Annotated in this window: 22 protein-coding genes; 12 read left to right on the forward strand and 10 right to left on the reverse strand. The window is 50.7% G+C overall.

What is annotated here, in order from left to right:
• Positions 1-7: 7 nt before the first annotated feature.
• A complete protein-coding gene (locus AABA21_RS29465; protein WP_338255735.1) occupies positions 8-394 on the reverse strand; it encodes a PPOX class F420-dependent oxidoreductase in 387 nt (128 codons plus the stop codon).
• A gap of 290 nt (positions 395-684) precedes the next feature.
• Between AABA21_RS29465 and AABA21_RS29470 the strand changes: the two genes are divergently transcribed.
• The gene (locus AABA21_RS29470) at positions 685-921 is read left to right on the forward strand and encodes a TMEM175 family protein (protein WP_338255736.1); all 237 of its coding nucleotides are present in this window, start codon (positions 685-687) and stop codon (positions 919-921) included.
• A 12-nt stretch (positions 922-933) separates the two neighbouring features.
• On the opposite strand, the gene AABA21_RS29475 is transcribed toward AABA21_RS29470, so the two are convergent.
• The 3 genes from AABA21_RS29475 to AABA21_RS29485 all read right to left on the reverse strand — a co-directional run bounded on the left by AABA21_RS29475 (position 934) and on the right by AABA21_RS29485 (position 3,475).
• On the reverse strand, positions 934-1,122 hold the full coding sequence (locus AABA21_RS29475; RefSeq protein ID WP_338255738.1) for a hypothetical protein: 189 nt from the start codon (positions 1,120-1,122) through the stop codon (positions 934-936).
• A 117-nt stretch (positions 1,123-1,239) separates the two neighbouring features.
• Positions 1,240-2,076, reverse strand: coding sequence for an alpha/beta fold hydrolase (locus AABA21_RS29480; RefSeq protein ID WP_338255739.1), 837 nt, complete (start codon positions 2,074-2,076; stop codon positions 1,240-1,242).
• A 270-nt stretch (positions 2,077-2,346) separates the two neighbouring features.
• Positions 2,347-3,475, reverse strand: a protein-coding gene (locus AABA21_RS29485; RefSeq protein ID WP_338248176.1) for an IS3 family transposase whose coding sequence is annotated in 2 segments (ribosomal slippage) — positions 2,347-3,195 and positions 3,197-3,475 — 1,128 coding nt in all. Because the reading frame shifts where the segments join, the coding sequence is not laid out codon by codon here.
• Between the two features lie 501 nt (positions 3,476-3,976).
• On the opposite strand from AABA21_RS29485, the gene AABA21_RS29490 reads away from it, so the two are divergent.
• Entirely contained in the window at positions 3,977-4,918 is a 942-nt protein-coding gene (locus AABA21_RS29490; protein ID WP_338255740.1) for a TIGR03621 family F420-dependent LLM class oxidoreductase, read from the forward strand.
• A gap of 179 nt (positions 4,919-5,097) precedes the next feature.
• The gene (locus tag AABA21_RS39560) at positions 5,098-5,316 is read left to right on the forward strand and encodes a DUF202 domain-containing protein (protein WP_420917178.1); all 219 of its coding nucleotides are present in this window, start codon (positions 5,098-5,100) and stop codon (positions 5,314-5,316) included.
• Positions 5,317-5,425: 109 nt separating this feature from the next.
• Here the strand turns inward: AABA21_RS39560 and AABA21_RS29495 are convergent, their stop codons facing one another.
• On the reverse strand, positions 5,426-6,631 hold the full coding sequence (locus tag AABA21_RS29495; protein WP_338255742.1) for an MFS transporter: 1,206 nt from the start codon (positions 6,629-6,631) through the stop codon (positions 5,426-5,428).
• A 317-nt stretch (positions 6,632-6,948) separates the two neighbouring features.
• Complete coding sequence (locus tag AABA21_RS29500) at positions 6,949-8,370, reverse strand: ArnT family glycosyltransferase (RefSeq protein WP_338255743.1); 1,422 nt, start codon at positions 8,368-8,370, stop codon at positions 6,949-6,951.
• 334 nt (positions 8,371-8,704) lie between these two features.
• On the opposite strand from AABA21_RS29500, the gene AABA21_RS29505 reads away from it, so the two are divergent.
• Positions 8,705-9,619 (forward strand): peptidoglycan-binding domain-containing protein, encoded by a 915-nt coding sequence (locus AABA21_RS29505; protein ID WP_338255744.1) that lies wholly within the window; start codon positions 8,705-8,707, stop codon positions 9,617-9,619.
• Between the two features lie 97 nt (positions 9,620-9,716).
• Positions 9,717-10,205 (forward strand): hypothetical protein, encoded by a 489-nt coding sequence (locus AABA21_RS29510; protein ID WP_338255745.1) that lies wholly within the window; start codon positions 9,717-9,719, stop codon positions 10,203-10,205.
• A gap of 137 nt (positions 10,206-10,342) precedes the next feature.
• On the opposite strand, the gene AABA21_RS29515 is transcribed toward AABA21_RS29510, so the two are convergent.
• The gene (locus AABA21_RS29515; RefSeq protein WP_338255746.1) at positions 10,343-11,419 is read right to left on the reverse strand and encodes a phospholipase D-like domain-containing protein; all 1,077 of its coding nucleotides are present in this window, start codon (positions 11,417-11,419) and stop codon (positions 10,343-10,345) included.
• 242 nt (positions 11,420-11,661) lie between these two features.
• The gene (locus AABA21_RS29520) at positions 11,662-13,014 is read right to left on the reverse strand and encodes a cytochrome P450 (RefSeq protein ID WP_338255747.1); all 1,353 of its coding nucleotides are present in this window, start codon (positions 13,012-13,014) and stop codon (positions 11,662-11,664) included.
• 332 nt (positions 13,015-13,346) lie between these two features.
• On the opposite strand from AABA21_RS29520, the gene AABA21_RS29525 reads away from it, so the two are divergent.
• From AABA21_RS29525 to AABA21_RS29555, 7 genes are all read left to right on the forward strand, one after another.
• Positions 13,347-15,764, forward strand: coding sequence for a LuxR C-terminal-related transcriptional regulator (locus tag AABA21_RS29525; RefSeq protein WP_338255748.1), 2,418 nt, complete (start codon positions 13,347-13,349; stop codon positions 15,762-15,764).
• Positions 15,765-15,946: 182 nt separating this feature from the next.
• On the forward strand, positions 15,947-16,369 hold the full coding sequence (locus AABA21_RS29530; RefSeq protein WP_338255750.1) for an ester cyclase: 423 nt from the start codon (positions 15,947-15,949) through the stop codon (positions 16,367-16,369).
• A gap of 656 nt (positions 16,370-17,025) precedes the next feature.
• Positions 17,026-18,516 carry a zinc ribbon domain-containing protein gene (locus tag AABA21_RS29535; protein ID WP_338255752.1) on the forward strand — a complete coding sequence of 497 codons (1,491 nt, stop codon included), beginning with the start codon at positions 17,026-17,028 and terminating at the stop codon, positions 18,514-18,516.
• A 114-nt stretch (positions 18,517-18,630) separates the two neighbouring features.
• The gene (locus AABA21_RS29540) at positions 18,631-19,644 is read left to right on the forward strand and encodes a CapA family protein (protein WP_420917229.1); all 1,014 of its coding nucleotides are present in this window, start codon (positions 18,631-18,633) and stop codon (positions 19,642-19,644) included.
• A gap of 90 nt (positions 19,645-19,734) precedes the next feature.
• Positions 19,735-20,766, forward strand: a complete 1,032-nt coding sequence (locus tag AABA21_RS29545) for a medium chain dehydrogenase/reductase family protein (RefSeq protein ID WP_338255756.1) — start codon at positions 19,735-19,737, stop codon at positions 20,764-20,766.
• 212 nt (positions 20,767-20,978) lie between these two features.
• Positions 20,979-21,224, forward strand: a complete 246-nt coding sequence (locus AABA21_RS29550) for a helix-turn-helix domain-containing protein (protein WP_338255758.1) — start codon at positions 20,979-20,981, stop codon at positions 21,222-21,224.
• Between the two features lie 272 nt (positions 21,225-21,496).
• Positions 21,497-22,387 (forward strand): PrsW family intramembrane metalloprotease, encoded by an 891-nt coding sequence (locus AABA21_RS29555; RefSeq protein WP_338255760.1) that lies wholly within the window; start codon positions 21,497-21,499, stop codon positions 22,385-22,387.
• 313 nt (positions 22,388-22,700) lie between these two features.
• Here the strand turns inward: AABA21_RS29555 and AABA21_RS29560 are convergent, their stop codons facing one another.
• Complete coding sequence (locus AABA21_RS29560; protein WP_338255762.1) at positions 22,701-23,348, reverse strand: DUF4388 domain-containing protein; 648 nt, start codon at positions 23,346-23,348, stop codon at positions 22,701-22,703.
• 253 nt (positions 23,349-23,601) lie between these two features.
• Positions 23,602-25,794: a methyl-accepting chemotaxis protein gene (locus AABA21_RS29565; protein WP_338255764.1), complete on the reverse strand. Its 2,193-nt coding sequence runs from the start codon at positions 25,792-25,794 to the stop codon at positions 23,602-23,604.
• Positions 25,795-25,803: the final 9 nt, after the last annotated feature.

Consider the following 25,803-nt stretch of genomic DNA (forward strand, 5'->3'; position numbering starts at 1 on the left):
GTACCGCCTACACGTACCCCAGGATGCGGTCAACCATTACGCACAAAACCACACGCGGATCGCCACGATAGCGCGAGGAGGAGCCATACTTTTCTGCCAGGGTATTGTAAAAGGCTCCAGTGGGATCTTCCTCGACCTTGTCAACCACCCCACGAAACTCGGCATAAGTGTACGGGTCATCGGGGTCAGTAATCGTGATAGCCACACGCGGATCACGCTTGATATTCTGATATTTCTGACGTTCAGTAGTATGTGTAAACTTGATGTATTCCTCATCCCACAAAAACCACATCACTGATGAATTTGGCTCTCCCTTAGCGCCAATTGTTGCAAGATGCGCGAACGCTTTCGAGTTGAGTATCTTCTGAACTTTGGGATTATTCAAATCGGCCATGCAAATAACCTCTCGACATTACTTTGGCTGAAAGGCGTGATCGCCTTTCATGTAATAGAACCCCATAATCTGCATAGTTTATTCCTCTCGTTGTTCTGTAAACTCCAACTTCTCCGCAGTTTTAGAGCTTCTTTTATCACCTCCCATTTAGATGCGCTTGCCCTGCCATTTCACTCATGGCAAGTGTATCTCAAGTGTATCTAATGATTCTCGAAAGCACCTGTTTGACAGGTCCAATAGACACTATTAGAATAAGCTCAGATATACTGTTTCATAAAAGGAAGCATGACGTGAAAATCGTTTACAGTCGCTTCGCCGGTCAAAGTCTGGACCGATTTGCCTCCCTTTCCGATGGTATCTTCGCTGTCGCGATGATCTTGCTCGCCCTTGATCTGCGTACTCCTGTGGCTGACGCTGCCATCGAAGTATGCTCTGCTATCGAGCGGCGTATTGTCTTCTACCAGATCCTCTATGCTGTTGTTGTGCTGCAACCAGGTTCTCTTTTTTCCACCAGAAAGATACCATAAGGAGAGACGTCATCAAAGAGTCACCTTTTGCTCTTCCGTATATTCTAAGCCAAGCTCGGTGAGTTTGTGCGCCAGAAGATCCACGCAGGCTCGATAGGCAACTCCTGGAAGATTCTCGGTTGGTATCTCGATCAGGGCTTTCGTAAAGCCAATCCAGTTCTCCTGGTGTTCAGCGATGATTGAACGTAATGCATGCTCCATGATGAACTCCTTGATAGTGATCGTGCACAGAACGGTGTCTAGCTATCAGTATAGAGATCATTGACTGTGGAGGAAGGGCCAATGTATGAATGGACTGATCTTTGTTGCCGTCATCATCTAACAGGGCTTGTACGATTGCATAGACTCCTGTACTCGATTGAGCCACTCGCTGACCAGGGCGTTGAAGAGGTGAGGTTGCTCGATCTGCAAATCGTGACCGGCGCGGTCGAGTACCGCGAACGTTCCATGGGGATAGTTTTCCAGAATGCGCCAGGCATCGCGATACCCTGCTATATGGTCTTGCCTTCCCACGAGAAGCACAACCGGTCTGGTAAAAGGTCGAGGAAGTTTTCCGACATCGAATGAACAACTGTAGCGCTGAAGGATCTTTTGAAGAAACGCTTCATCTGCTACTTTGGCTCCACTGAGAACCTCGTCTCGAAAACGTTCCCAATGGTCGTGATCCTGTACAACGGCCATCGACGTAAATTCTTCTGCATCAGCGGGATCTAGTTTGGCCAATAGGGTGCGATCTTCAACCATCACTGTGCGCGGCGGGAGATCTCGTTGAGAGCGTTCCATAATGACCCCTGAGCAAATGAGCGCAATCCCCACAACCTGCTCAAACTTATGGTGGAGAACCCCCTGACTCAGGTATCCTCCATACGAATCCCCCACCAGAAGAAACGGTTGTCCAGGGATGACCGCATCGATAAAATCGACGACCACATCGAGGATGTCATCAGTGCCCTGGATAGATGCGCTGCCAGGTGTCTGTCCCATGCCGGGCAGGTCGAGGTAGATCCGTTGCCACCCATGCTGTTGGGTAAAGAGAGGCTCCATGCAGCCTTTCATCTGCCGATGGTCACTGGAAAACCCATGCAGTAAAATGATGGGAGTACCTGTTCCATAAGATTCGTAGAAGAGAGGAACATCACGGACAATACATTTCATATATCGGGGATTTCCTTTTCTTTCGTATTTGTGACTGCTAGATTGTGATTGAGACCAACGTATCATTCAATAAAACGCTTCCTCAGTATACGTTGCCGAGAAGATCGGCACCAGGAAAAAAGTATGCTGAGAGCATTGCTTGCCCGCCTTTTACTCTTTTTCGATGTGTGCTCATGGCCAAACTCTCATTCGCCATCATGGGTCGAAAGGTATGGTGGTACCACTTGTCTAGACAGAAATGGGCCAATTTTAAGAGAGAACTCAGCAGTATTAGAGAATTGATGGTGAACAATCAGGTCGATACACTGCAAAAGGTGTTTTGTACTCTAATGACTGATGGTACCGTTGGTAATTGTAAAAATGAAAATAGTCTGCTAATCCTTTTCTCGCTTCGGACACGGTTTGGTAGTCTTTGATATAGACCTCCTCATATTTCACACTGCGCCATAAGCGTTCCACAAAAATATTGTCTAACGCCCGTCCACGCCCATCCCAACTGATACGAATAGCTGACTGGAGTAAACGACCAGTGAAGTCTTTGCTCGTGAATTGGGCACCTTGATCGGTATTGAAAATCTCTGGCCGGGCCGCTTGTAACGCTCGGTCTAGCGCTTCCAAGCAGAAACTGCTATCCAATGTCGTTGAAAGTTCCCACGCCAGCACAAATCGGCTGAACCAATCAATAATCGCCATCAGGAACACAGAGCCTCGCGCTAGGCTAATGTAGGTAATATCGCAGCTCCAGACCTGGTCAATCCGATCAATGCTCATACCACGCAGAAGATAGGGATAGCGTACCGAGGGTTCTCCCGGCAGGCTCACCCGTGGTTTTGGATAGATCGTTTCCAGGCCCATCCGCTGCATCAGCCGTCGTACTCGTTTCCGATCGACGGTATATCCTTGTTCTTGAAGGAACACCACCATTTTCCGTTTTCCATAAAAGGGAGTCCGCGTATATTGTTCATCAAGCAATCGCATCAACAGCAGATCTTCCTCACTTTCAGGCACAGGCTCATAGTAATAGCTTGAACGAGCTAAACCCAACAGTTCACACTGGCGCGCGATCGACAAGTGCGGGTGATTGGGCTCGATCAAGAACCGCTTGCCTTCAACGGTACTGATCTGATTTTTTTTTAAGGAAATCTGCCTCGACTTTGAGTTGACCAATTTGTTGATATAAGCTTGCTATCAAGGCGTCGTCATTCTTCGCTCGCTCAGATCCAGGACGCTCAAAGATGGCTGGCAGCTCATCGAGAACTTGCTTTTTCCATTGCGTAATTTGGGTAGAATGCACTCCATACTCTGAAGATATCTCGTTGATTGTTTTCAGACCTTTTATTGCTTCCAGAGCCACTTTTGCTTTGAAATTGCTGCTGTACTTTTTTGGTGAACGTGCCATGGTTTTCCTCCTTGCGGATGCTTGTCTCCTTCCTGCTATTTTATCTCATTGACCTGTCCAGTTTTCCGCCCCCATTATAAGGATCAGTATGAAAACGACGCCTCGCTCTCCTCTTGATATCACCGCATTCTTCCCTGAACTCGTTTCGCTGGCATGTCAAGCAGTACGTTTGCAGCCACGGCGAGCTCCTGAACCTGGATTGCGGGAAAGCAAGTTGGGCGGCACGTTTCTTTAGCCTATGAACGAACCCTGGCCATTCTGTCCAGTTGAGCACGGAGAAAGTGAACCCCAACAGACCAGCGACGCCAAACTGCTGCGCGCGGAGGCTGAACGGAGAAGCATGTTGACGTTTCAACCTGTTATGCAAGTTGCGGGCCATCCCCAAGACGCTCCTGAGATAGAGACTGTTCTGGCAAATAGCTATGATGTATGACAAAATTTGAACAGGCCGACAATATTGTCGGTGAACGTAGCCGTATCAAAGGAATCAGGAGAAGATACATGCCACACGTACGACCGTTTCGCTTTGGCATCATTACCGATGGTGCCCCTACCCGTGAAGAATGGATCTCACAGGCACGAGAGGCCGAAGATCTGGGATACTCTACCTTCTTGCAGCCAGATCACTTTACCAGCGAGTTTTTCCCTGTGGCCTCCCTCATGGCGGCCGCGGATGCGACAAAAAATCTGAGAATTGGCACACTGGTCTATAACAATGATCTTCGTCATCCGGTCCTTCTCGCCAAAGAGGTGGCGGCGCTGGATATGCTCTCCGGTGGACGTTTTGAACTGGGCATTGGAGCGGGCTGGAATCGACCGGAATACGACCAGGTTGGTGTGCCCTTTGAACGTGCCGGGCTCCGCATTGAACGCCTGGAAGAATCCTTACAGATTCTGAAACAAAGCTTCAGCGATGAACCCGTCAATTTCACCGGCAAACACTATACTGTGACCGATCTCAACGTGACGCCGAAACCTATTCAGCGTCCTCACCCGCCGATCGTCATGGGTGGTGGTGGCAAAAAACTTCTGAGCCTGGCCGCACGCGAAGCCAATAGTATTGGTCTGCACATCAAGGTAAATGATAATGGCACCGTTGATGCCACAGAAAATGTTGAGGATACCCTGGCCGAAAAAGTCAGGTGGATTCGTGAGGCCGCCGGCGAGCGTTTTTCGTCCATTGAGTTAAATATGCTTATCTCTGGCTTCGCCCTGGCACACAATCAGCAGGAGGCCGCGGAACACTATATCCGCGAAAGGGAACTGACAGATGCCACGGTTGAGCAGGTGCTTGCCAATCCGTACATCATGCTCGGAACCATCGAACAAATGGTCGAGCGTATCCAGCTCTGGCGCGAGCGCCTGGGCGTCTCCTATCTTGTTATCCGCGCCGAGTATATGCGTGCCTTCGCGCCGGTTGTGACCCAACTGGCAGGGAAGTAAACAGGCAGGAAGCGTGGAATTGTGCGCCCACCTTGCCCAATACGGAGGAGGAAGGGCCAACGAGACTGCCCGCGTACACACCATCGTTGTTGTTACGCGCGGCTTCTCTCACCCGTTAGGATCTTTTGCCTCTGCCTCAATCCGAAAGGCGTGCTTGTTACGTGTAGAACATGATAAGAATGAAAAGCGAGGCGAAATACACGGTGTGGAAGAATAAGCAACAGTATCTTTGGGTTCTTGGTGCTATTGGCTCTTTTGGCCTCGCAGTAACGGGGTTTCATCAGACCGCAGAGGGCGAAAGCAGTGATCCAATCATTGGCTATATCTTTGCTGCTGTTGTGTTGTGTCTGAGCATCTACTGCATATGGCGTTTTCTTCGAGCACGCAAAAACTATTAAGAAGAAAAGGGTATCTGTCGAGGTGGTCTTGCGGCTAGCGTTTCCACGTCACTCCGCGATGTGTTACGCATTCCAAGGCGAGGCGAGAGGATATACTAGGGAGATACCGTTACACGGCACTCGGGATGGCATCTAGAAGCTTCTTGTTCGAAATCATTATCATCAGAAATACGAAAAGCAATAGGGAGAAAATACTGATTGTCCACTTGTCTCCTAAAAATTGGACGGTAAATCCCATCAATGTCAATCCAAGCGAATAGCAGATAAAATCACCTGAGCGGGTGATGCTGGTGACTCTTCCTTGAATATGATGAGGTATTTTCCCTATTATTCCTGCGCAAATAATGTAATAACTCGGGAAGAGGGCAAAAAGTATTGCGGTAATGATGGTTAATGTAACAAGATTGGACGCAATAAAATACAACATAAATATTGCTGTGCTGATAATGCCTGTTACTACTAATGCAGTGAAACGATTGTATTTTCTTGCAAATTTGCCGGCAACGATTGATCCAATGACTCCTGATGCTGCGCTAATTGCCAGAATAATACCAATAAATCCCGCTGAAGCATGGAACTGCTTTGCTAGTATAATCACGAGAAGAGATACCGCTTCGACAACTATGATGCGAATCCAAGACATACATAAATAGACACGATACAGTTGCTGGCCCCATAACCATGCAGCAGCTTCTTTTAACCCTTTTCTTAGTCCTTCATCTGGTTCTTTTTTTTCAAGAGACAGTGAGTTATTGACAAAAGAAAGTGCAATTGCATTTATAACATAAGACAGGGCGTCCGCCAGGAAAGAAATCATTGGGCCAACCGTTTGATAGAGGAATCCTCCAAAGGATGGTCCTACCATTTGTGCAAACTGTCCTACTGCGCTATCTTGCGCAATTGCTGCATGTAATTGTTCGTTAGGAACGATAAATCGCAGTGATGAAAAACGCCCAATATTTGCAAAGACAAAACAGCTCCCTTCGATCCCATAGAGGATAAAAAGCTCAGGTATAGAGAGGTGCTTAAATAATAGAGCAAGAAACACCATAAACATCGCCAAACCACTTCCCAGGTTACTTATAATCATGATATTTCTTCTGTTTCCTCGATCCAGAGCATAGCCTGCTGGTAGAGAAAGAAGTACATACGTTATCCCTCTCATTGCTGCGATTGTTCCGGCTAATGCTGCTGATCCTGTTAACGCAAGAACAATAAGAGGCATAGCTATTCCAGATATTTCAGTCCCTAGCCATGATATTCCCTGGCCAGCTGACAAAAGCATATAATTGCGATGTTTCCATAATGGTTGCATAGTATGATGCTAACAAATAAAAAGAGATGAAACAATTTTTTGGCCAAATTTGACCACCTGGCCGAACACCTATGGATGCAAATGTTACGAACTGCCAGATCTCGTTGAGTACCGCGTGGGTTTGATGGGTTGCCTCTTGTGGATGCAGGCGAACATGATGGCGTTCGGGTTATACCGTTTCGTTGGGTTGGGCGAAGGGACTACGTCCTCAATGTACATCAATGCTGACTAGATCAATGTTGTCACCAGGTCCATAATGGTGATAAAGCCACGCCTTAGGATTGTCAGGATCTTGTTCTATGCTAGCTGTCAGAAAACTATAAATTGATTTCAGATTTATGTATTTCCTCTTGCTCATCTCTTAAACTGTGGGCACTCTGCGAAAGCGGGCCAGGTCTAAAGCGCCATGAGGTAAGTAGGTGGTGTTTACACCACCAGATACATCCACCCGTTAAGAGGATGAGGAAGGGTTCGATTGGAGCTCGAAAGCGTGAACTTCCATAGAGCGCAATATTAAGTCCCACCGTGAGGAGCAGGCAGAGATAAACCACAAGGAGCTCTTGTTTCCAGCGTTTCCAGGTCATGATCAATCCAAGCGTGGCTAGAAGTAAAATAATTGGGTAGATATACCAGAGCATATCCCACACAATGATTGAAGAGATACGCGTTGGAAATTGTACCATTGGTAAGCCATTTTCTGAGGTGTATGGAATCCAGGTGTTCACAAAGTGCAAACTAAGGAGGTATGGCATCGAAGAGAGATGATGTCGTATCCAATCCACTGCACGGGATGTGCGATAAGCATCGGTATCCGAATGGTGCTCTAAATCTAAGAGTGGTTTTGTCTGGGTGGTGGACACCCAGAGGCCACGATCCTGGAGATTGATCCACATACTTTGTTTCATTGGGCTATTGGCAGGCATCCATGAGGTATCGTTTTTTGCATTAGGATGCAGTGCTGTATCATTATATGAACCTGACAGGACTGCCCCGCTGCCAACCGCAACAGGAATAAATTGATGAGTGGCCTCGTAGTTTCGTATTGTCCAGGGAGCGATGAGTGACACTGCGAGGAGACCATTGACTAGTGTGACAGTGAGGGCCTGTCGCCGGGAGAAGCGATGTTTCCAGAGCAGCAAGGCAGCCCAGACCACGACAAATACGATCAGAGCAACTCCATTTGGGCGTGTGAGAGATGCCAGAGCAATAGTAATACCACTGATCACAGCCCAACGGTAATGCTGTGTGCATTGAAAGCGGAAGAGAGCATAACAAAAGACTAGTTGTAAAAAGGTAAATAGGGATTCGGTATACAGCCAGCCGTCATACAAAAATAATCCCACATATACAGCCGCTAGCAGACCGGTAATGAGTGCAATCCGCTTTCCCCACAGGTCACGAGCAAAAAAATAGAGCATGGTACATGTGCCTGAACCAACAAGGCAAAAAAAGAGGCGTGGGTAGAGTGTGGAAGGTCCGAAGATCCAGGCGAGTACTGCAATTATGGCTGGCCATAATGGAGCACGTCCCGCCAGGCAGCCGAGCGTTTGTTGTTGATTTGGAGGACAATAGTGGTGCAGATAAAGCATGTTTAACCCGATATTGCGATAATTTTGGGCATCAAAGAGTGGGGCATATCCTTTGGCGACAGTCACATTATAGAGTACTCGGACAGTACAGGCGAGACAAAAAATGAGGAATGGCGCAAAGGCAGAACGAGATGGATTGATATTTTTCATAGAGGACCTCCAATAGGTTATTATTATACAAAATTTATATATGCATACATAAACCGAGTGACTTAAATCCTAATTGAAGTCACTATGAAAATGAAAAAAGAAATAATGAATTGGATGACGAGACGATGATCAGAACCTTGATTTTCAGCAATAAAGTTGATTATGCTTATTGTTGATAGGTGGATATCAATGCCCTCCTGGGAATGAGTGTAGCTATCTTCCCAACGCATCGCGACTCCATCTTTTATGTCCTGCTTTGCCTGGGGAGGCATACAGGATACGCAGGTACATGGATGTATCCCCGTCTATTTATGTAGAGAAAGAGAGCAAGGAAATGCGAAAATCTCTATCCCTCTTTTTGCGTGTTTCTCCTCTATTTGTCGCAGCCATGGTCGTGGTGCTGTTTGGTGCCGTTCAAACGGTACATGCCGCGCGCACCTGGCCAACCTATCAGTCTGGTGCGAGCGGGGAGAATGTTCGCTCCATTCAGTATATGCTTGTACAGCGTGGATATAGCCTGACGGTCGATGGACAATTTGGCCCCGCTACAACCTCTGTCGTGAAGAGCTTTCAGAGCAACAATGGTTTATCGGCGGATGGCATTGTGGGTCCACAAACCTGGGAAAAGCTGATTGTGACGACTCAGAATGGTAGTAACGGAAATGCAGTCACAGCCTTGCAACGCCAGTTGAACGCACATGGCTCCAGCCTGACTGTCGATGGCGCTTTCGGCCCGGCAACCGAATCGGCGGTGAAGAGCTTTCAGAGCAGCCAGGGCTTGAGCGCCGATGGCGTCGCGGGACTCGACACCTGGAGCCGGTTGGTTGGTGGCAGCGGAAGTGGTGGGAGTGACGGAGACAAACTCACGCAGAGCCAGGCTGCGAGCATGCTCAGTAATGCGGGCATCAGCGTTACATCCTCGGGCGGCTGTACTGACCGCAATAATTCAACGTGTACCTCGCTTGACCAGATCCGACGAGGTACCATTAATGGGGTTATCGCGTTCAAGAACGCAAGCGGGTGCGCGATCACCATCACCGGCGGCACTGAAACAGGACACGCCAGTGGCATCTACTCCCACTGGAACGGTTACAAAGTGGATGTTTCACATACGACCTGTGTGACGAACTATATCCACAACCACTTCACCTACAAAGGGCTGCGCAGCGATGGAGCACCAATGTATGACGACGTCTCTGGAAACCGTTACGCCGATGAAGGCTCCCACTGGGATATTACCTATTACTAAACTACAGGGTCCAGAATCGTCTGGGCCCTCCCTATTGGTCCAGGCACCGTTTAAGGGGCCGAAGGACTGGGGTCGGAAGTGAAAAGGAAAAACCTGTATGACAGATGAATTTACTCATGCGCAAACGAAGACAACTGCGTCTGGGCCCAACCCTGCGCTCGCATCCCTCAAAGGATTCATTGGTGATTGGGCAATGGAACTATCCAATGCATCTTTTCTTCCTCGCCCATCCGATATGGTAAAAGGATCAGTCTCTTTCGAATGGGCGCAGGACGGCGCTTTTCTGCTGATGCGCATGGGCGACGAACCCCCAGGTGCTCCCGCCGCTCTCTGGCTCATTGGTCGAGATGAATCGGCCCTGAACTATACAGTACTTTACTATGACTCGCGAAGTGTTTCGAGAATTTATGCGATGAGCTTCTCTGAAGGTGTGTGGAAGATGTGGAGGGAAGCACCAGGCTTCTGGCAACGGTATGAGGGTACAGTAAGCCAGGACGGCCAGACCATCACCGCCTATTGGGAGAAATCACATGATGGTTCTACGTGGGAGCACGACTTCGACGTCACCTATACAAAGCTCGACTAGACAGGCCCATGCCGCGTAGTGAACGAAGATTGCCGCTATTGATCGGAGTGACGGCAATCTTCAGCGATACGATTTCCATAAAATACGCGGCTTCCACTTTCCAGCCATCAGAGACAATCGGGCATCAAGCATCCATTCTATAAATGGCGGTGATGGACTTTTGCTGCCTGTGCCTGCGCGTGCTTCCAATCGGCATTGAATGTTGTAAGCAGGTGTGATACGACGTTTGCATTTGAGATCAGGATACCAACCTCACGGCTGTAGTGCAGCGATTGGTGGCTGAGATTCTGTGAACCGACAAACGCGAGATGCCGATCAACGATGATCATTTTAGCGTGCATGAAATATGGCGGCGTCACATTGACCGCGACGGCAGGGCTCAGGATACGATAGGTTTCGTTGTTATCAGCCGATGGGGCGCCCAGTGGCTGGGGTGAAAGCGGAGGCAACATCAACTGGACCGCAACCCCACTTTGGGCCGAGTGTAGAAGGATCTGTTTCAGGTTGAGCGCGCCTTGACCGGGCGGGTCGTTGAGATATTCTACCTGGATCGCCAGGCTGTGTTTGGCGGTTCGCAGCAATAGCGGCAACAATGAAAGCGCGTTGATGTCAGAGACAATGAGATTGGATGTCTCGGGTATCGCGGGGAGCGGGCGACCGGCTTGATCCGCCAGGAAGATCGCTTTGAGCAGCGCGATGTCATGGGGATCAGTATCGCAGATGATGTATTCGCGATTGGCGTAGCCCGCATGGTTGCCACCAAGAGCCTGCGCGGTAAAATTGGCGGTCATGATGTAGGCTTTGGCCTTCCCTGGCACATCTGCATCGACAAGGATAAATTTAGCGTGATGGACGGAGACGGGTTGACCGTCAGTGCGAATCGCTCTATTAGGTGCGACCCAGGCTGGGAAACGCCGTGTGCCGTTGGAATCAAGGCTGGGTGGCAGGTCTGGTTGATGGCACAGCAGACGGAGATCCAGTCCGGGATGGGCCGCCTTCTGCCTGAGCAGCATCTGCGCCACATGGTCGTTGTCGAATAGATACATTTCAATCCAAAGCGATTTGGTAGCTGAGGCAATGATATCTTGAATGATTTTTATGCCCGCATCCGGTTGGATGCCGGCAAGAGAGATATGTGAACCGGCTCCTGCTGGTAAAACGGGGAAGTGAAAAGGATTTTTTGCAGGAGCGTGGTGAGGCCAATGTGGATCCATATACTTACGCGAACTCGCTTTCCAGATTTCGTTGCTGCCCTTCGCTGCTCCAGATATGGTATCAGAAGGCAACATTTGATTCCATACAATGTTCGTACCCTCAAAAAAGTAGGGATCAATTGCTTCATCTGTACTATAACACATTATCTGAGCTAGAGATGTTGATCCAGACGTTCGATCAGGCACACGCGACCAGCGATCACGATTCGTTCAGCGTGTGCCTGTCTTCAGGTGAGGGGACATTATTGAACGCGCACGGCCAGGTCATGCTTTGGACCTCGGCTGGGGGCGGTTTTATAGCGGACCTCGTAGTTGGGTGGATCAAGGGTGAGATCCAGTTCGTTCACCAGGGCCGCGATCGTGGCCATAACCTGGATTTCAGCCATGCCCGCTCCCAGGCAGGTGTGTTCTCCAACGGTAAATGGGACGAAGATGTTGGGCTGGCGTTGCTCATGGCGCGGCTCAAGGTAGCGATCAATGTCGAAGGTGAATGGGTCAGGGAAGAACTGAGGCTGAAAGTGCGTTACACCCGTTCCGACCAGCACATTTGAGCCTTTCGCGATACGATAGCCGCCAAATTCAAAATCCTCTGCCGCCGTGCGGGGAGCACCGGGACCCACGGGATAGTAGCGAAAGTTCTCCAGCAGGGCGGCGTGCAGCACCTTCATCTCTTTCAGATCCTCCATAGTGGGATTAGAGGTACGCTGAAAGATCGGGCGCACTTCGGCTACGACGCGTTCCCATACATTTGGATGTTTCAACAAAGCGTACACGGCGAAACTGCAGGTTAAGGCTACCGTGTCGATACCGGCGATATAGGTGCCGATAATGGCCGCGCGTAGGAGATCGGGCGGATACGGCTGCCCTTGATCATCAACCGCAGCCAGCACATCATCGATGAGGGTACGTCGTGCGGGATCAGGTGGGGTAGCGGCTCGGGCAGCCATTACCTTATCAATGAGGCCGAATACACGAGTTTGAGTATGGCGGAAAGAGGGGAGCTTGAGGACGAATTCAGGTAATTGATTGGAGACGGTGGTTTCCGCTGTAGTGGTAAAAAACTTCTGAAGATCCTCAAAATAGCCTTCTGGATCGTACTGCAAGAGTACCTGGCCAAGCTGCTTTGTGATCAGACGTTTGAGGGCGGGAACGACAAATACACGTTCACCTTTTTTCCAGTCACGTGCCATCTCTTGCGTTAGCCGAATAATCAGTGGTACCGAGGGAATCACAGCGGTCTTAGAATAGCCACGTCTGAGAATGCCGCGCAGCTCGCGATGCTTCTTACCATCGTGATTCAGAATAAAATTATTAGATTGCAGGCCGGTCGCAACACCCGAATAGACTTTTTTGACGGTAAGATATCTGTCGCCCTCGCGCGCCAGGAATTTGTTGGCCTCAAGGCCAGCAATGATCGTGTATTCCAGGTGGAGCGCCCGTACGCGAAAGATCGGGCCATACTGTGAATATGCCCGCAGCATGAATATCAAAGGGTCCTTCACCATGTCACGGGCATTACCCAATATGGGGGCGCCAGATACGATGGGGGGTAAGGGTAATGATGTGTTTCCTTTCGTTCTGGTAAGCGATTCCATAAATATGATTGCGTCCTTTACTTTTTTTTCCAAAGCTCCTGCCTATGCCGAGTTGAGAGAGCATCTATACCTTGATAAGATACACAATGTAGTATACATCATCTATATGTTAAAAGAAATGTTAGAAGAGTGTTTATAGAGAATATATACAGTAAGGGTGAGCGCCCGTTTTTTAGTTGCCAGCACCAACTAGCCCGCTTATTAGGTGCAAAGGTCGATTTAAATTGATATTCTAGCCTGCAAAACAATTACTTACGCCAGCTCTTTTATATTGTACAGATCGATCAATTTATATGTTATACTTACACTGATAGTAAATGACGCAAAAATAGATGACATGTGGAGATGTGATGGCCGCCCGCGATTCATCGTCTACCTGGAATAATCCTTCTGCGAACGAGAAGGCAGGTACAAAGCATATACCCGGACCACTGAAGAGGCTTATTGGCCGTCAACGTGATATAGAGCGTTTCCTTGAATTGTTCGCGTTGAGAAGCAGCCGTCTGTTTACTATCGTGGGAACGGTAGGCGTTGGGAAGACGCAGTTCGCTTTACATGTGGCCTCTGCTCTACAGTCTTCTTTTCCCGATGGTGTTGGTGCCGTTTTTCTGGATAGTCTCTTCGATCATACCCTCGTTCTCTCGACGATACTGCGCACACTGGGTATTACCGAGGACCCTGCAAGCTCTGATTTCGAAACGCTCTGTTCTTTTCTTCATGAGACACACATGCTGTTGTTACTCGATACCTTTGAGCATCTTCGTCCTGCGGCCTCGTTCTTACCTCGTATTTTAGATGCGTGCCCTGGAATTACTATCCTGGTGGTGAGTCGCGCAGGTTTGAAAGTACGTGGTGAACAGCAATTTCCTCTCTTTCCGCTCGATCTACCAGACTACGCGGACCCATATGACCCCGAAGTGCTTGCGTATAACCCTGCTGTGGCCCTCTTCCTCGCCTGTACACGAACACACCTGCCACAGTTTCAGCTTACTTCAGAGAATGCGGGCTATATCGCGCAGATTTGTACCCACCTTGAAGGGATTCCACTGGCGCTGGAGCTTGCCGCGACCACGGGTATGCAGCTCTTCCCGCCCAGGATGCTGATCAAATACCTGGAGCAGCACCCATTGCATATCCTGGTCAATGAAGAACAAGATGTGCCGGAGCGCCAGCGTACCTGGAGCAAAACAATTGACCGCAGCTATTCTCTTCTCCAGCCCCAGGAACAGCGCCTGTTCCGCCGACTGGCAATCTTTGCGGGGGGTGCGACGTTGGAAGCCCTGGAAGATCTCTACGAGAGACTTGGCGAAAAAAGCCATACGATAGTGCCAGCGCTGGCCGTACTGACGAATCATCGGCTCGTGATTGCCCCTTCCGAGGGCTCAGCAGATCCCACGCATTTTAGAATGCTGCAGGTGATCCGTGCCTATGGTCGGGAGTGCATCAATGTTGAGAGGGAAATGAACGATATCGTACAGGCGTATACTGCGTATTTTATTCATCTCGCGAAGGAGATAGAGCCACAACTGATTGGCGCGGCACAGTTACAGGGGCTGGATATACTCGACCGGGAACAGAACAATTTCCGCGCGGTTTTCACCTGGCTGGTAGAACGAAATGAGATCGAAAACGCGCTCGATCTCTCGGCAGCCTTGTGGAAATTCTGGTCGTATCGTGGCTATGTGGCGGAAGGATACCAGCAGGTTGCGCAGCTATTGAAGATGTGCCAGGATGAAATGGTTTCGGCGGCAGTGAGAGCAAAAGCGTACTACGCGGCTGCCCTATTAGCCTTTTTTCAACTGCATATAGCGGCCATGAGAGAACATCTACAGGTATGCTTAAAGCTCTACCGGGAGATTGATGATAAACATGGGTATGCTATGGCTCTCAATGCGATGGGATTTTGTGAACTCCTGCAAGGGCATAACGAAAATGTAAAGACGTACTATGAGCAGAGCTTTCCTATCTTTCAGGAAATGGGGGATCGTTGGCATCTTGCTGAAGCATATGCGCTTATGGCCAGAGAGGCGCAGGCGCAAGGGAACCACTTGCGAGCCCGACAATTGCTGGAGCAATCCCTTACTCTCATAAAAGAGGTAGGAGATCGTCGAGCGATTATCCAGGCTCTGGATTTTTTGGGATCGATCGTCTGCCATCTGAAAGAATATGAAACCGCGCTGCAAATGTATAAAGAGAAATCCCTGACCGCTATCGAATTGGGCGAAAAGCCCTTAATTGCCACCAGCCTTGAAGAAGTTGGAGCGATTGCGATCATTACTGGTCAGCAAGCGTGGGCGGCTATCCTGATAGGCGCTGGCGAGGCATTGCGTGAAACAAGCTGGGGATTGATCTCAGACGCGGACCGACGACGCGTTGGAGATATGAAGATGCAGCTTCGTGCGAACATGAACGAGGAGACTCTGGCAAGAATATGGGCTCAAGGACGCGCGCTGACTCCAACGCAAGCTCTGCTGGCCTCTCCCCCCGAAACTCCTCTCGAACAGGAGGCCACCACCCTGTCTGCTCCTGATACCACACTCAATCTATCCATGTATCCCGATCAATTAACTCCGAGGCAAGTGGAGATACTGCGCTTGCTAGCTAAAGGTCTTACCGATAAAGAGATTGCTGCGCGCTTGAGCATAAGCCCTCGTACTGTCAACGCCCATCTCAATAAGATCTACCCCAAAATTAATGTCTCCACCCGAAGCGCCGCGACCCGTTATGCTGTCGAAAGAAAATTAATTTAGGCGCTACACGAGCTACTCCGTACGTTATTCTACCTACGCATCTTATCTATCGCATGCTGAGCAAATTACAGTCGTTTCACAGATGCGAAACGGCTAGCACATGAATACAATCAGAAGAAGAAGTTGCTCAAACGGAAGCACACACGCTACGTACCATCCGCCAGAGAAGAAGGAGTGCCATTATGCTAACGGAGACGAATAAAGCGGTCGCTCGTAATTTCTACGCGGCCATTACGGCATATAATGAAGGAGATGAACAGGCCCTGGAAAGGATATTGGCGCCTTCATTCATCAATCACCGCCCTCTTGAAGGTCAGACTCCTGATATCGAAGGGCTCAAGTTGCCAGCATTTCATCGAGCCTTTTCTCAGATTCACGTCACCATCCTGGATCAGGTTGCGGAAGAAGACAAGGTCGTTGATGTGACATCGTGGTCGCTTCTGCACACAGGGGAGTTCATGGGGATACCCGCGTCTGGCAAACGTATTTCTTACACCGAGATCAACGTTCTGCGCGTGGTCGACGGCATGATCGTCGAACGCTGGGGGCTTCCTGATGAAATAAACATTTTACGACAGCTAGGAATTGTATCACCGCAGGAGTAGGATGTGTTCCTACAAAGGATACAAAGAGGAGACGGAGAGAGTATGCAGAGCTTGAACAGTAGCGCCCCAGTTGTAAAGAGCTTGCCACAGTTGATTATCGGGAACATTCGCTGACGCGGTTTCTCTACAAGAGGATTCCTTACAGGCGAGGAAACATATCACAAAGGGATCACAATCAGACACAGCGCTGGAACTTCTATCTGCTTTGCAAGAGATTGAGGAATGCGGTGCCAGGCAGTGAATAGCCGGGTATCTCCTGAGATCGACTCGTGACAATGTGGCCTGCCCCTGTGATGGCATTGTAATATCGAGATCACATACTTTCACTGAATGTTGCCAGCCAGGATATGTTGTCATGCTTGAGCAAAGCTTTAGCCAGCCGCAAGCCGCCTCTTAAGGGCGTGCGGTGAGGCGTGCTCAGGTTTTCGTCCGTGGCCTCTTCGGACCAGGCATGCGGGTCTGGGCAAGCAATACCTCAGAGAGGAGGTCGTATCACTGCTCGTCAAGTTTGCGTGTTGAGCGATCTGGCTTGTTGTAGGAAGCGGTCGGCTGTGTTACATATCACCAGCCTAGACCACATAGTTCCTTCTTGACACATGAGGCATGTATATCGTATCATCTCTTTTTAGAACATATGATCTTGAAAGGAGTGAGCGATGGCAAAAGCGACCACCACGATCAAGCACATCTTGACCTCTACGCCCCACCATGGCACCTGGTTTGCCGCTAATCAGGCTCTTTTCAATCGTGTTGTTTCCTTCTACTTTGATGTGATTCAATCGCATATCATTGTGCTGGATCACTCGAACAAAGAAGCTCTGACCATCCTGGAAACGCTTACCCATGCCACCAAAAGGAATCCCTCCCCGGTTATGCCTCTTTCCAAGATTGCCGAGGATATCCCTGCCTATTTTCGCCGAGCAGCGATTCATGCGGCATTGGGCTCTGCTCACTCCTTCCACACCCACCTCACCTCATGGAAACAGCGAAAAGAGAAGGCCGGCATCAAAGGGAAGCCATTCCATGAGCGCCCGCCTGTTCCTCCACGTTCCTGGCAGAAAGCCGCGATCCTCTACCAGGGCATGTGGAAAGAGCGGACGAAGCAGAGCATTGTGATCAAAGTGTGGACGGGGGCATGTTGGAGTTGGATTAAGGTGCGTATGACTGGGCGCCAACTGCCAGTCGATGTGGAGCTAGGAAGCCCTTGCTTAGTGTGCAAAGGGACCCGTTGGTGGTTGCATACCCCCATTGAACGGCACGTTCACAACCCCGGAACCATCGAAAAACAAATGACTACACATGCACACACCTCACTGTGTGCGGTAGATCTCAATATTAATGAAAACCTCGCTGTGTGTACCGTCCAAACTGTCGAAGGTACGATTCTTGCCACCAAATTCATCAGGGGTGGCAAAAGAATAGCTGGCTTTAGGAAGCGACAGTTGGGTCGTATTGCACGCAACCGATCTCGGACAGGCATCATGGCAGAAGGCCAACAAGACAATGGTGACCTCTGGAAAAAGATTCGCCATGTTGATGAAAAATGCGCCCATCGTATCAGTGCACGCATTGTTCAGTTTGCCCAACAGCATCAAGCCACCATCCTCGTGTTTGAACACCTGGGCAATCTCAGGCCTGCGAAGGGCACGTATAGCAGTAGGAGTAATACCAAACGGGCCTACTGGATGAAAGGGCGTATCTTCACCTACGCCAAATATAAGGCATACACCATGGGTATGCTTACCAGTCGAGTCAGCCCAAGGAATACGAGCCGGGAATGCGCCTGCTGCCACAACCTGATTGTCCGGTACGACGCAGGCAAGCCAGTAGAAGGGTACATGCCCGGTGCGCCCTTAGCCTTTTGCCTTGAATGTGGGATGAAGGGCAATGCAGATAGAAATGCCAGTCTGGTCATCGGTCAACGATTGATAGCACGCTATCACCCAAAGGAAAAGCCTCAAACTCTTCGGAGGGTATCGAAAGATACAGGTGTTGTTGTTTCCCAAGACGCCGGATGTGAAGAAGGACCATCTATCCTTGTCGCAGGGCATGGAGAGAGCAACGAGCATGGCACCGCTCACGATGTACGGTTCAGGATGGATGAACCGGCATCAGATATTCCTCACCAATTACGGTTTCTCTTTTGAGACGTAGTTATGCTACCTATTCTCTCGAAACCGCGTACATAGGAGTGTCAGAAGATGCGGGGATGTATCCCCCGCGGAGTGTCACAGATGGAGAGACATATGTCATCGATGCCACTGAAACTGCTGCTCGTGGGCGACGTCATGCTCGGACGACTCGTCAATGATGCCCTTAAAGAGAAATCTCCTATCTATCCATGGGGCGATACGCTGCCACTTTTTCAGGCTGCGGATGTGCGGTTGTGCAATCTTGAATGTGCTATTTCTGATAAGGGGAGGCCCTGGTCCGCGACGCCGAAAGTATTTCACTTTCGCACAGATACAAAAAATGTCGCCGTACTTCATGCCGCGCACATCGATGCGGTCTCGCTGGCCAACAATCATATCCTCGATTTTGAGTATGAAGGGTTATTCGATACGATCAGCTCTTTGAAACAGGCGGGCATTCATGCCGTCGGCGCGGGCGCCACATTACGCGAGGCATCAGAGCCTGCCATATGGGAAGTGCAGGGGAGAAAACTGGGCTTCATCGCCTGTACAGACAACGAGCCAGTGTGGGCCGCGTCTCTAGAACGCCCGGGGACCTGGTATGTCCCCACGCAGATCCAGGACGAGCGAGCACGCTACCTGTTCGAGATTGTGCGACGTACAAAAATGAACGTCGCATGCCTGATCGTTTCTCTGCACTGGGGGCCCAACTGGGGTGATGTACCACCTCCTAAACATCAACTTTTTGCCCACGCGTTGATTGACGCCGGGGCTGATGTCGTCTTTGGACATTCAAGCCATGTCGTGCGGGGCATCGAGGTGTACAAGAATCGGCCCATTATCTATGGTGCAGGCAATTTTATCGACGACTATGCTGTTGATGAAGTTGAGCACAACGATCAAAGCGCCATATTTCTGATCGAGCTGTATGGAGCAACGATCGCGCGCCTGCGCCTGTATCCAACGATCATCGACTATTTTCAGGCGAGACGCGCGACAACTGATGAGTGCAGGGACATCATCACCAGAATGCAGCGATTGTGTACGCAACTGAAGGCTGTAACGAACTGGAATGGGCAGGAAGCATATCTGGAAGTAGCGATCAGCTCCCCGCCGGACGCAACAGCTCCTTTTGCGCCTTAGATGCTCGTGTATTTTGCTTTCTCTGGCCCTGCGGATGTAGAATCAAGTTGCTGTGATTGTTGTTGGAAAAGTATGGGAGTGTAGTGAGCGATGAAGTATCAGCGCGTGATGCTCATGAGACGCGGGGCCCCACATGTATTGCAGGTGCGCGAAGAAGATTTGCCCGAGCCGCGACCTGGTGAAGTGCGCGTCAAGATCCTGGCGGCTGGCGTGGCCTTCGCCGACGTGCTGATGCGCCATGGGAAATATCCTGGTCGGCCCCGCTTCCCTTTTACGCCGGGATATGACCTGGTCGGGGTAGTGGAGAAGTGTGGGGCGCAGGCAAGAACATATGGGGTCGGCACCATGGTGGCCGCGCTGCCGCGTTTCGGTGCTTATAGTCAGTATATTTGTCTGCCAGAGCAAGAGCTGGTACCCGTGCCTGCGGGAGTCGATCCAGCCGAGGGGGTCTGCCTCGTGCTGAACTACCTGACGGCGTATCAGATGCTGCATCGCCTTGCCCATGTCAAAGCGGGCCAGCGTGCGCTCGTCTATGGGGCCGCCGGAGGGGTCGGTACGGCCCTGCTACAGCTTGGCAGGTTGGCGGGGCTGGAGATGTATGGCACAGCCTCCCCACCCAAGCATGAAACCGTCACCAGATTCGGCGCGGTCCCCATCGACTACACCCACGAGGATGTGGTGGCCCGTGTCCGCTCGCTTACCGATGGAGGAGTCGATGCCGTCTTCGATCCAATCGGAGGGAGCCATCTGCAGCAGTCTTTTCGCGCATTGCGACCGGGCGGTACCCTGGTTGCCTATGGTTTCTCCTCCAGCCTGGGAGGGTTCCCCATGGCGTTGACCCTGTTGATCATGGTGCTGCAGCTGGCCTTCTGGTCATTGTTCCCTGGCAGCAAGCGAGTCACCTTCTATAGCGTGGTTGGTTTCCAGGGATTTAAGGACAATCATCCGGATTGGTTCCGTGAGGACCTGCGTACCCTGTTCGATCTCCTGGCGGCTGGACAGCTCAAGCCGCTCATTGCCGCGCGCCTGCCTCTAAGCCGGGTCGCGCAAGCCCACGAACTTATTGAAAAAGCCCGCGCGCAAGGTAAAGTGGTGCTTATTCCCAATGAAGATTCCTTCTAAGCTTTGGGTCTTTCGGAATTTTTTATGGGATTTTAACGATGACTATGGAGTGGTTGAACGTGTGGTATATCGATGCATTACTTGATATATATGTTAGAATATATGTATAAGCGTAGGGTGAGTATAGCGATCTTGAATTACATAAAGATGTTGTAGTGAGTATTATGATATTTGCGAATGCATATGATCAGAGGAAGAGGAATGTGTTGGGTATGAAAAAAACTACACAGGCAGTACCAAATATGTTATTGAGAAATGCACGTATAAGTCTTGGTTTGACTCAAGAAGATGTCGCGGATAAGATTGGTGCTTCTCACCCGTTTCTGGTGAACCGTTGGGAGAGAGGCATTGCCTCTCCGAGCCCCCGCTATCTTCGACAACTGGTAAAGTTTTTTAAGAAAAAGCCGGAGGAACTGGGTTATTGCCTGAAGGATTCTAAAGCAAAAAAGCGCATATAGCTGTGCGGCATTGATAGTCAGAGAGAAGAAGCAGGCGTGTGATGCGCGCATCACACGCCTGCTTCTTCTCTCTGACTATCAATGCCGCATGATCAAGATCGGAATCTGCTTCCATATATGCGATTTCTTCGTGTTACAAGTAGCTTTGTAGCGTGTATATGTAGGAGTCGCATGGTAGCGCATCTTTTTAAGGATGAGTAAAGGGGATAGTCCCACCATGTACGTTTGGGTGGGGGACCTCACCTTTATCTGGTGTATGGAGATATGGATTCATGAATCAAAATGCGTATAATTCGCAGACCGGCTATTATATGGCGCGGGGGCAGCGTGGTTGCCTCTCTACCTTTCTGATTGGCCTCCTGCTTTTTGTGGCGACGGCGCTGGTATTGATCTTCACAGGAAACCCCAACCTGTATCCGACTGTGATCATCATTGGCAACTTTCTCATTCCTATCGTGTTTGTTGTCTTTTTATACGATCACCAGCATCTGAGCTCCTTGAGTCCGGAGACAATCGGGCGCAGTTTTGGTGTTGGAGGTATTCTTGGCGTGCTGGGAGCCTCTATTCTGGAGACATTTCTGCTTCCCCGGCCCGCTACCCCCGATCAGGGCCTGACCTTTTCGAGCGCGTTGCTAGTGGGGTTGATCGAAGAGGGTTGTAAGATTATCGCCGTCATCATCCTGGCCCGACGCATGCGGCCACGTTCGCAGATCGATGGATTGCTGCTGGGGGCGGCGGTTGGCATGGGCTTTGCCGCCTTTGAGAGCACCGGCTATGCCTTTACCGCTTTTCTGGCCAGCCAGGGACATCTTACCGCATCGCTCATCTCGACTGTGCTGCGTGGGCTCCTGGCTCCTTTTGGTCATGGAACCTGGACGGCCATTCTGGGTGCCGTTTTATTCCGTCAGAGCCAGGGAGGGCGTTTCCGCATTACTTTTCCGGTCATTCTAACCTACCTGCTTGTCTCTGTTCTCCATGGTTTATGGGATGGCTTTCCGCTCTTTCTCTTTCCCTTCGTTGTCGATGTCTCCGGGATTAACGTGCCGCTGGCAACGATCATCATTGGCGTGCTCGGCCTGGTGATCTTGACCGTGCTTTACCAGGGGGCGATCCGCCAGCGCATCCTGACCGGTCAGCTACCACCTTTGAATAAGGCGCCGTGAATATGTTGTACTTTATCGCCAGTTATTGTGGTGACCTCTATAGCCACAATGGTTGGCGGTAAATATGGTGGAAGGGTACAGAGATACGCAAGGTAGCACCAATAGTTCTGGCCAACCATTGTTGTGAGAGACGTTTTTTTGTAGTGTGCATGTGATCGCAAGGAGACTGGAGCCGTGGTGGAAAGAATTATTGCCGGGTAACAAAGGTGCTCTGGCTGGTATGTGGAAAGGGATCACCCGATTGTAAGCTATCCAATGGCGTTAAAGGCCAGTCGGAAGCTGACACTAGTAGCTACTACGTTGCCAGGGCGGCTCATCTTGCCAGGCGAATAATCTGGAGCCTCTGCAGCGTTTGTAGCATGTGAGAGACCTCTCCTGGCTCCAGTCCCAACTCCACAATCAGCGCCTCTACGGACCGTCGACCGTCGATGAGAAAAATAAGCTGACGATATGAGCGCGGGAGCCCATTTTTCTCGATGATGCTGACGGCCTTGACCACCGACATGGTCGCGCTGGGAATCGTCGTCAGGGAGAGCAATGGACCTGATGGTGCCTCGCTCACTCGCTCAGGGAGAGAATGGACGCCGCTATTTCGCTCAGGGAGGGGATGGATACCGCTGCTCCGCTCAGGAAGGGGATGGATGCCGCTGGTAAGGGCAGCTGACTGTGTTCTGATTGGTCCAGTATCGGGGCCAGGCAGCGATTGGCGCAAAGGAGCTGTTGATGTGTGAAAGATAAAAAAGCATTGGCTCCATGTGCTCAGCATCGCAAAGGCCTGTGGTCCCTGATATTGCCCAATGCGTGCCGCAACGACCTGTCCATTCACAAAGGCAATGGAACCTGTTTCGGTGTATGGAGTGTTCCCTCGGCTAACCTGTAGCTCTCCTGTTCTACGCTCGGTTTGCAACACCCTGATGATGTTTGCCAGGCTATGTGTTATTCTTACTTGCTGCTGTGACACATACTTCTCCACATTATCATATTTTCATTTGAAGCGTATTCAATCGTGTATTGTCTGGTTGGCGCGCAATAGTTTACCCTTATAAGAGATGCCGCCTGTGATATTATCCCGACATTGTCGCGCGATAATATCACAGGGCACGCTTCTTGTCTCTTGCTATACATGTCGTACTGATATAGGGGCCTTATCCTATATTCAACACGTAAACACCCTGGTTGTAAGCCACATATCGTCGCGTGCCAGTACTCTCTGGCTACGGATGAGTAAGGTGTGAATTGGAGCCTCGCCTTATGGATCGGCCTGGTAATGGCTGGCTATGGGGCTTCGACCCGCTCCCATTCTGTTCTTCCCCGGCCTGCGAGATAGGGAAAGAGACCAGGGGAAAGTTTCCTGAGGGTGAGGTTACGTGATCCGAATATCCTGTGCCGGACAGTGCTCCCGAGTTAATGCCCGCATAGGAATCCTGCGGGAACATGTTGGGGCCTGTCTCATCGGATGATTGCGCGAAGATATCCTGATCTTCACGCAGTTTGAAGACCTCGGCGGATCCCAGCAATTGCTCAGCCAGCTGCGCCACGCGCTCCATGCGCGTTGATTCTTCACGGATGCTCTGGCCACTACGCAATGTTGAGGTATACACTTCTTGCATAATCTGCGCGACATTGCCCGATGCCGCCAGCTGGTGCCTGGCCGCGTGGTTAATCGTGCTGATCTCACCGCCCTGCTGCTCGATCGCATGGAAGATAGCGGCGAACGCCGTACCGGCATCCTGCGAAGATTGGATCCCAATCCCTGTCTCTGTTTCGGTTTCACGGATGGAGTAGGTGACGGCCTCAATATCCTGAATTACCTGTTTCACGATGCGCTCGATGTTCAACACCTGCATCTTCGCCGTCTCAGCTGAGCGGCGAATATCATCGGCCACGGCCCTGAATGCCCTACCATTTTCACCCGCCATGGCTGCCTGTATGGACGCGTCCAGCGCCAGGCGGTTGGTCTGGTTGGCGATGCCTGCAATGATGCGCACGATATTGTTGATCTCCTGTGAGTGTTCTTCGAGCGCCTGGACTTTTGAGGCGCTGAGATGAACATGCGTGCTAATGCGTCCCATGCCCTCCACTGTTCGCTGAACCGCGTTACGACCTGATTGGGTCTTCTGGTATACCTGGTTGCCGACCCGGACGAGCGCCTGCGCGCGCTGCACCACGTCGCGGCTGGCATTTGCCATCTCTTCTATAGTGCTGGTGGCAACGGTGATTTTCTGGACCTGGTTGTCTGTTTCACTCACCAGCTGTATGGTCTCGTCATAGGTCTGTAAGGTTGCGCGCTCGACTTCGTTGGCGAGTGTTTTAAAGTTGATAACCAGGGAGCCCAGTTCTGTAATCACACTGTTGAAGAAGGACGCCAGGAAGCCCATGCTATCGGGTCCCGCTTCGGCCTGTACACGCAGATCGCCTTCACTGACCGGGCTGATCTCGCCGATCAGTTTCTCGACCTGCATCTGCAAGGTCTTGTGACGTGATTCCGCCTCGGCAATCAGCCGCACAATGTTGTCCAGCATGGCGTTCATCGAGGTTGCTACCATGTGTATCTCGTCGCCGCCGGGGATGTCGGCGCGTTCGCTCATATCTCCTCTGGCAATGCGACCGGTCAGAGCGGCCAGCCGCCTGAGGGGACGAGAGATCGTTGCGTTGATAATGAGCGCGGTAAGCGCGATGACCAGGAGGATGAGCGCCACGGCAACGGCGGTCCCGATCTGCAGCGGCACGATCTCAGAATTGCTGAGGTCAGTGACCGCCTGGCCAACGTTTGTCGCCGTATCCAGCACCGTTTGCCAGCTCTTCTGCAGATCCAGAAATTTGAGATTGGCCTGGTAGAGCGTCTTGTAGGCTGGCTCATATTCTGGCATCGGCTGGCGCAACTGGCCCAACACCTGGTCTTGCAGGATCTGATAGGCGTGCCATTGCGTCTGCCTCACGTTATTGAGTGCGCTATTCTGGTCAGCAATAAAGTGCTGATTGGCGCTGCTGTTTTGCAAAATGCCCCGGATCGTCCCCATGTTGGACGAAGCGCTAATATTATAATTCCTATCGTAAGAGGCGCTGGTCTGATCAAAATCGATTTCGCGGGCCGTGATGTCCTTTTCGATCAGACCTCCCGAGGCGGCCAGCGATGGATCTCCCTGCAGGCCTGTTGTATTCTCATTGGCGAAGATCTGCGCGAAGCGCGCCTGCAGTAACGCGTTCATGCGCTGCAGGTTGATCTGCTCGTTGGTCGCGATTTTCTGCGAGTCGAAGCTTGTCTTCACTGCCTGCGCGTGTGTCTGCTCCGTCGTTAAATAGAAATAGCCCAGGGAGACCATGGTGGCGCTTGAAATAACCACCAGGGCTACAAATAAGATGATGAGCCTGGGAAATATACGTATCTTGCTAATGAATCCAAACATGCTCCTGTA

The sequence above is a fragment of the Dictyobacter halimunensis genome (genome assembly GCF_036245075.1).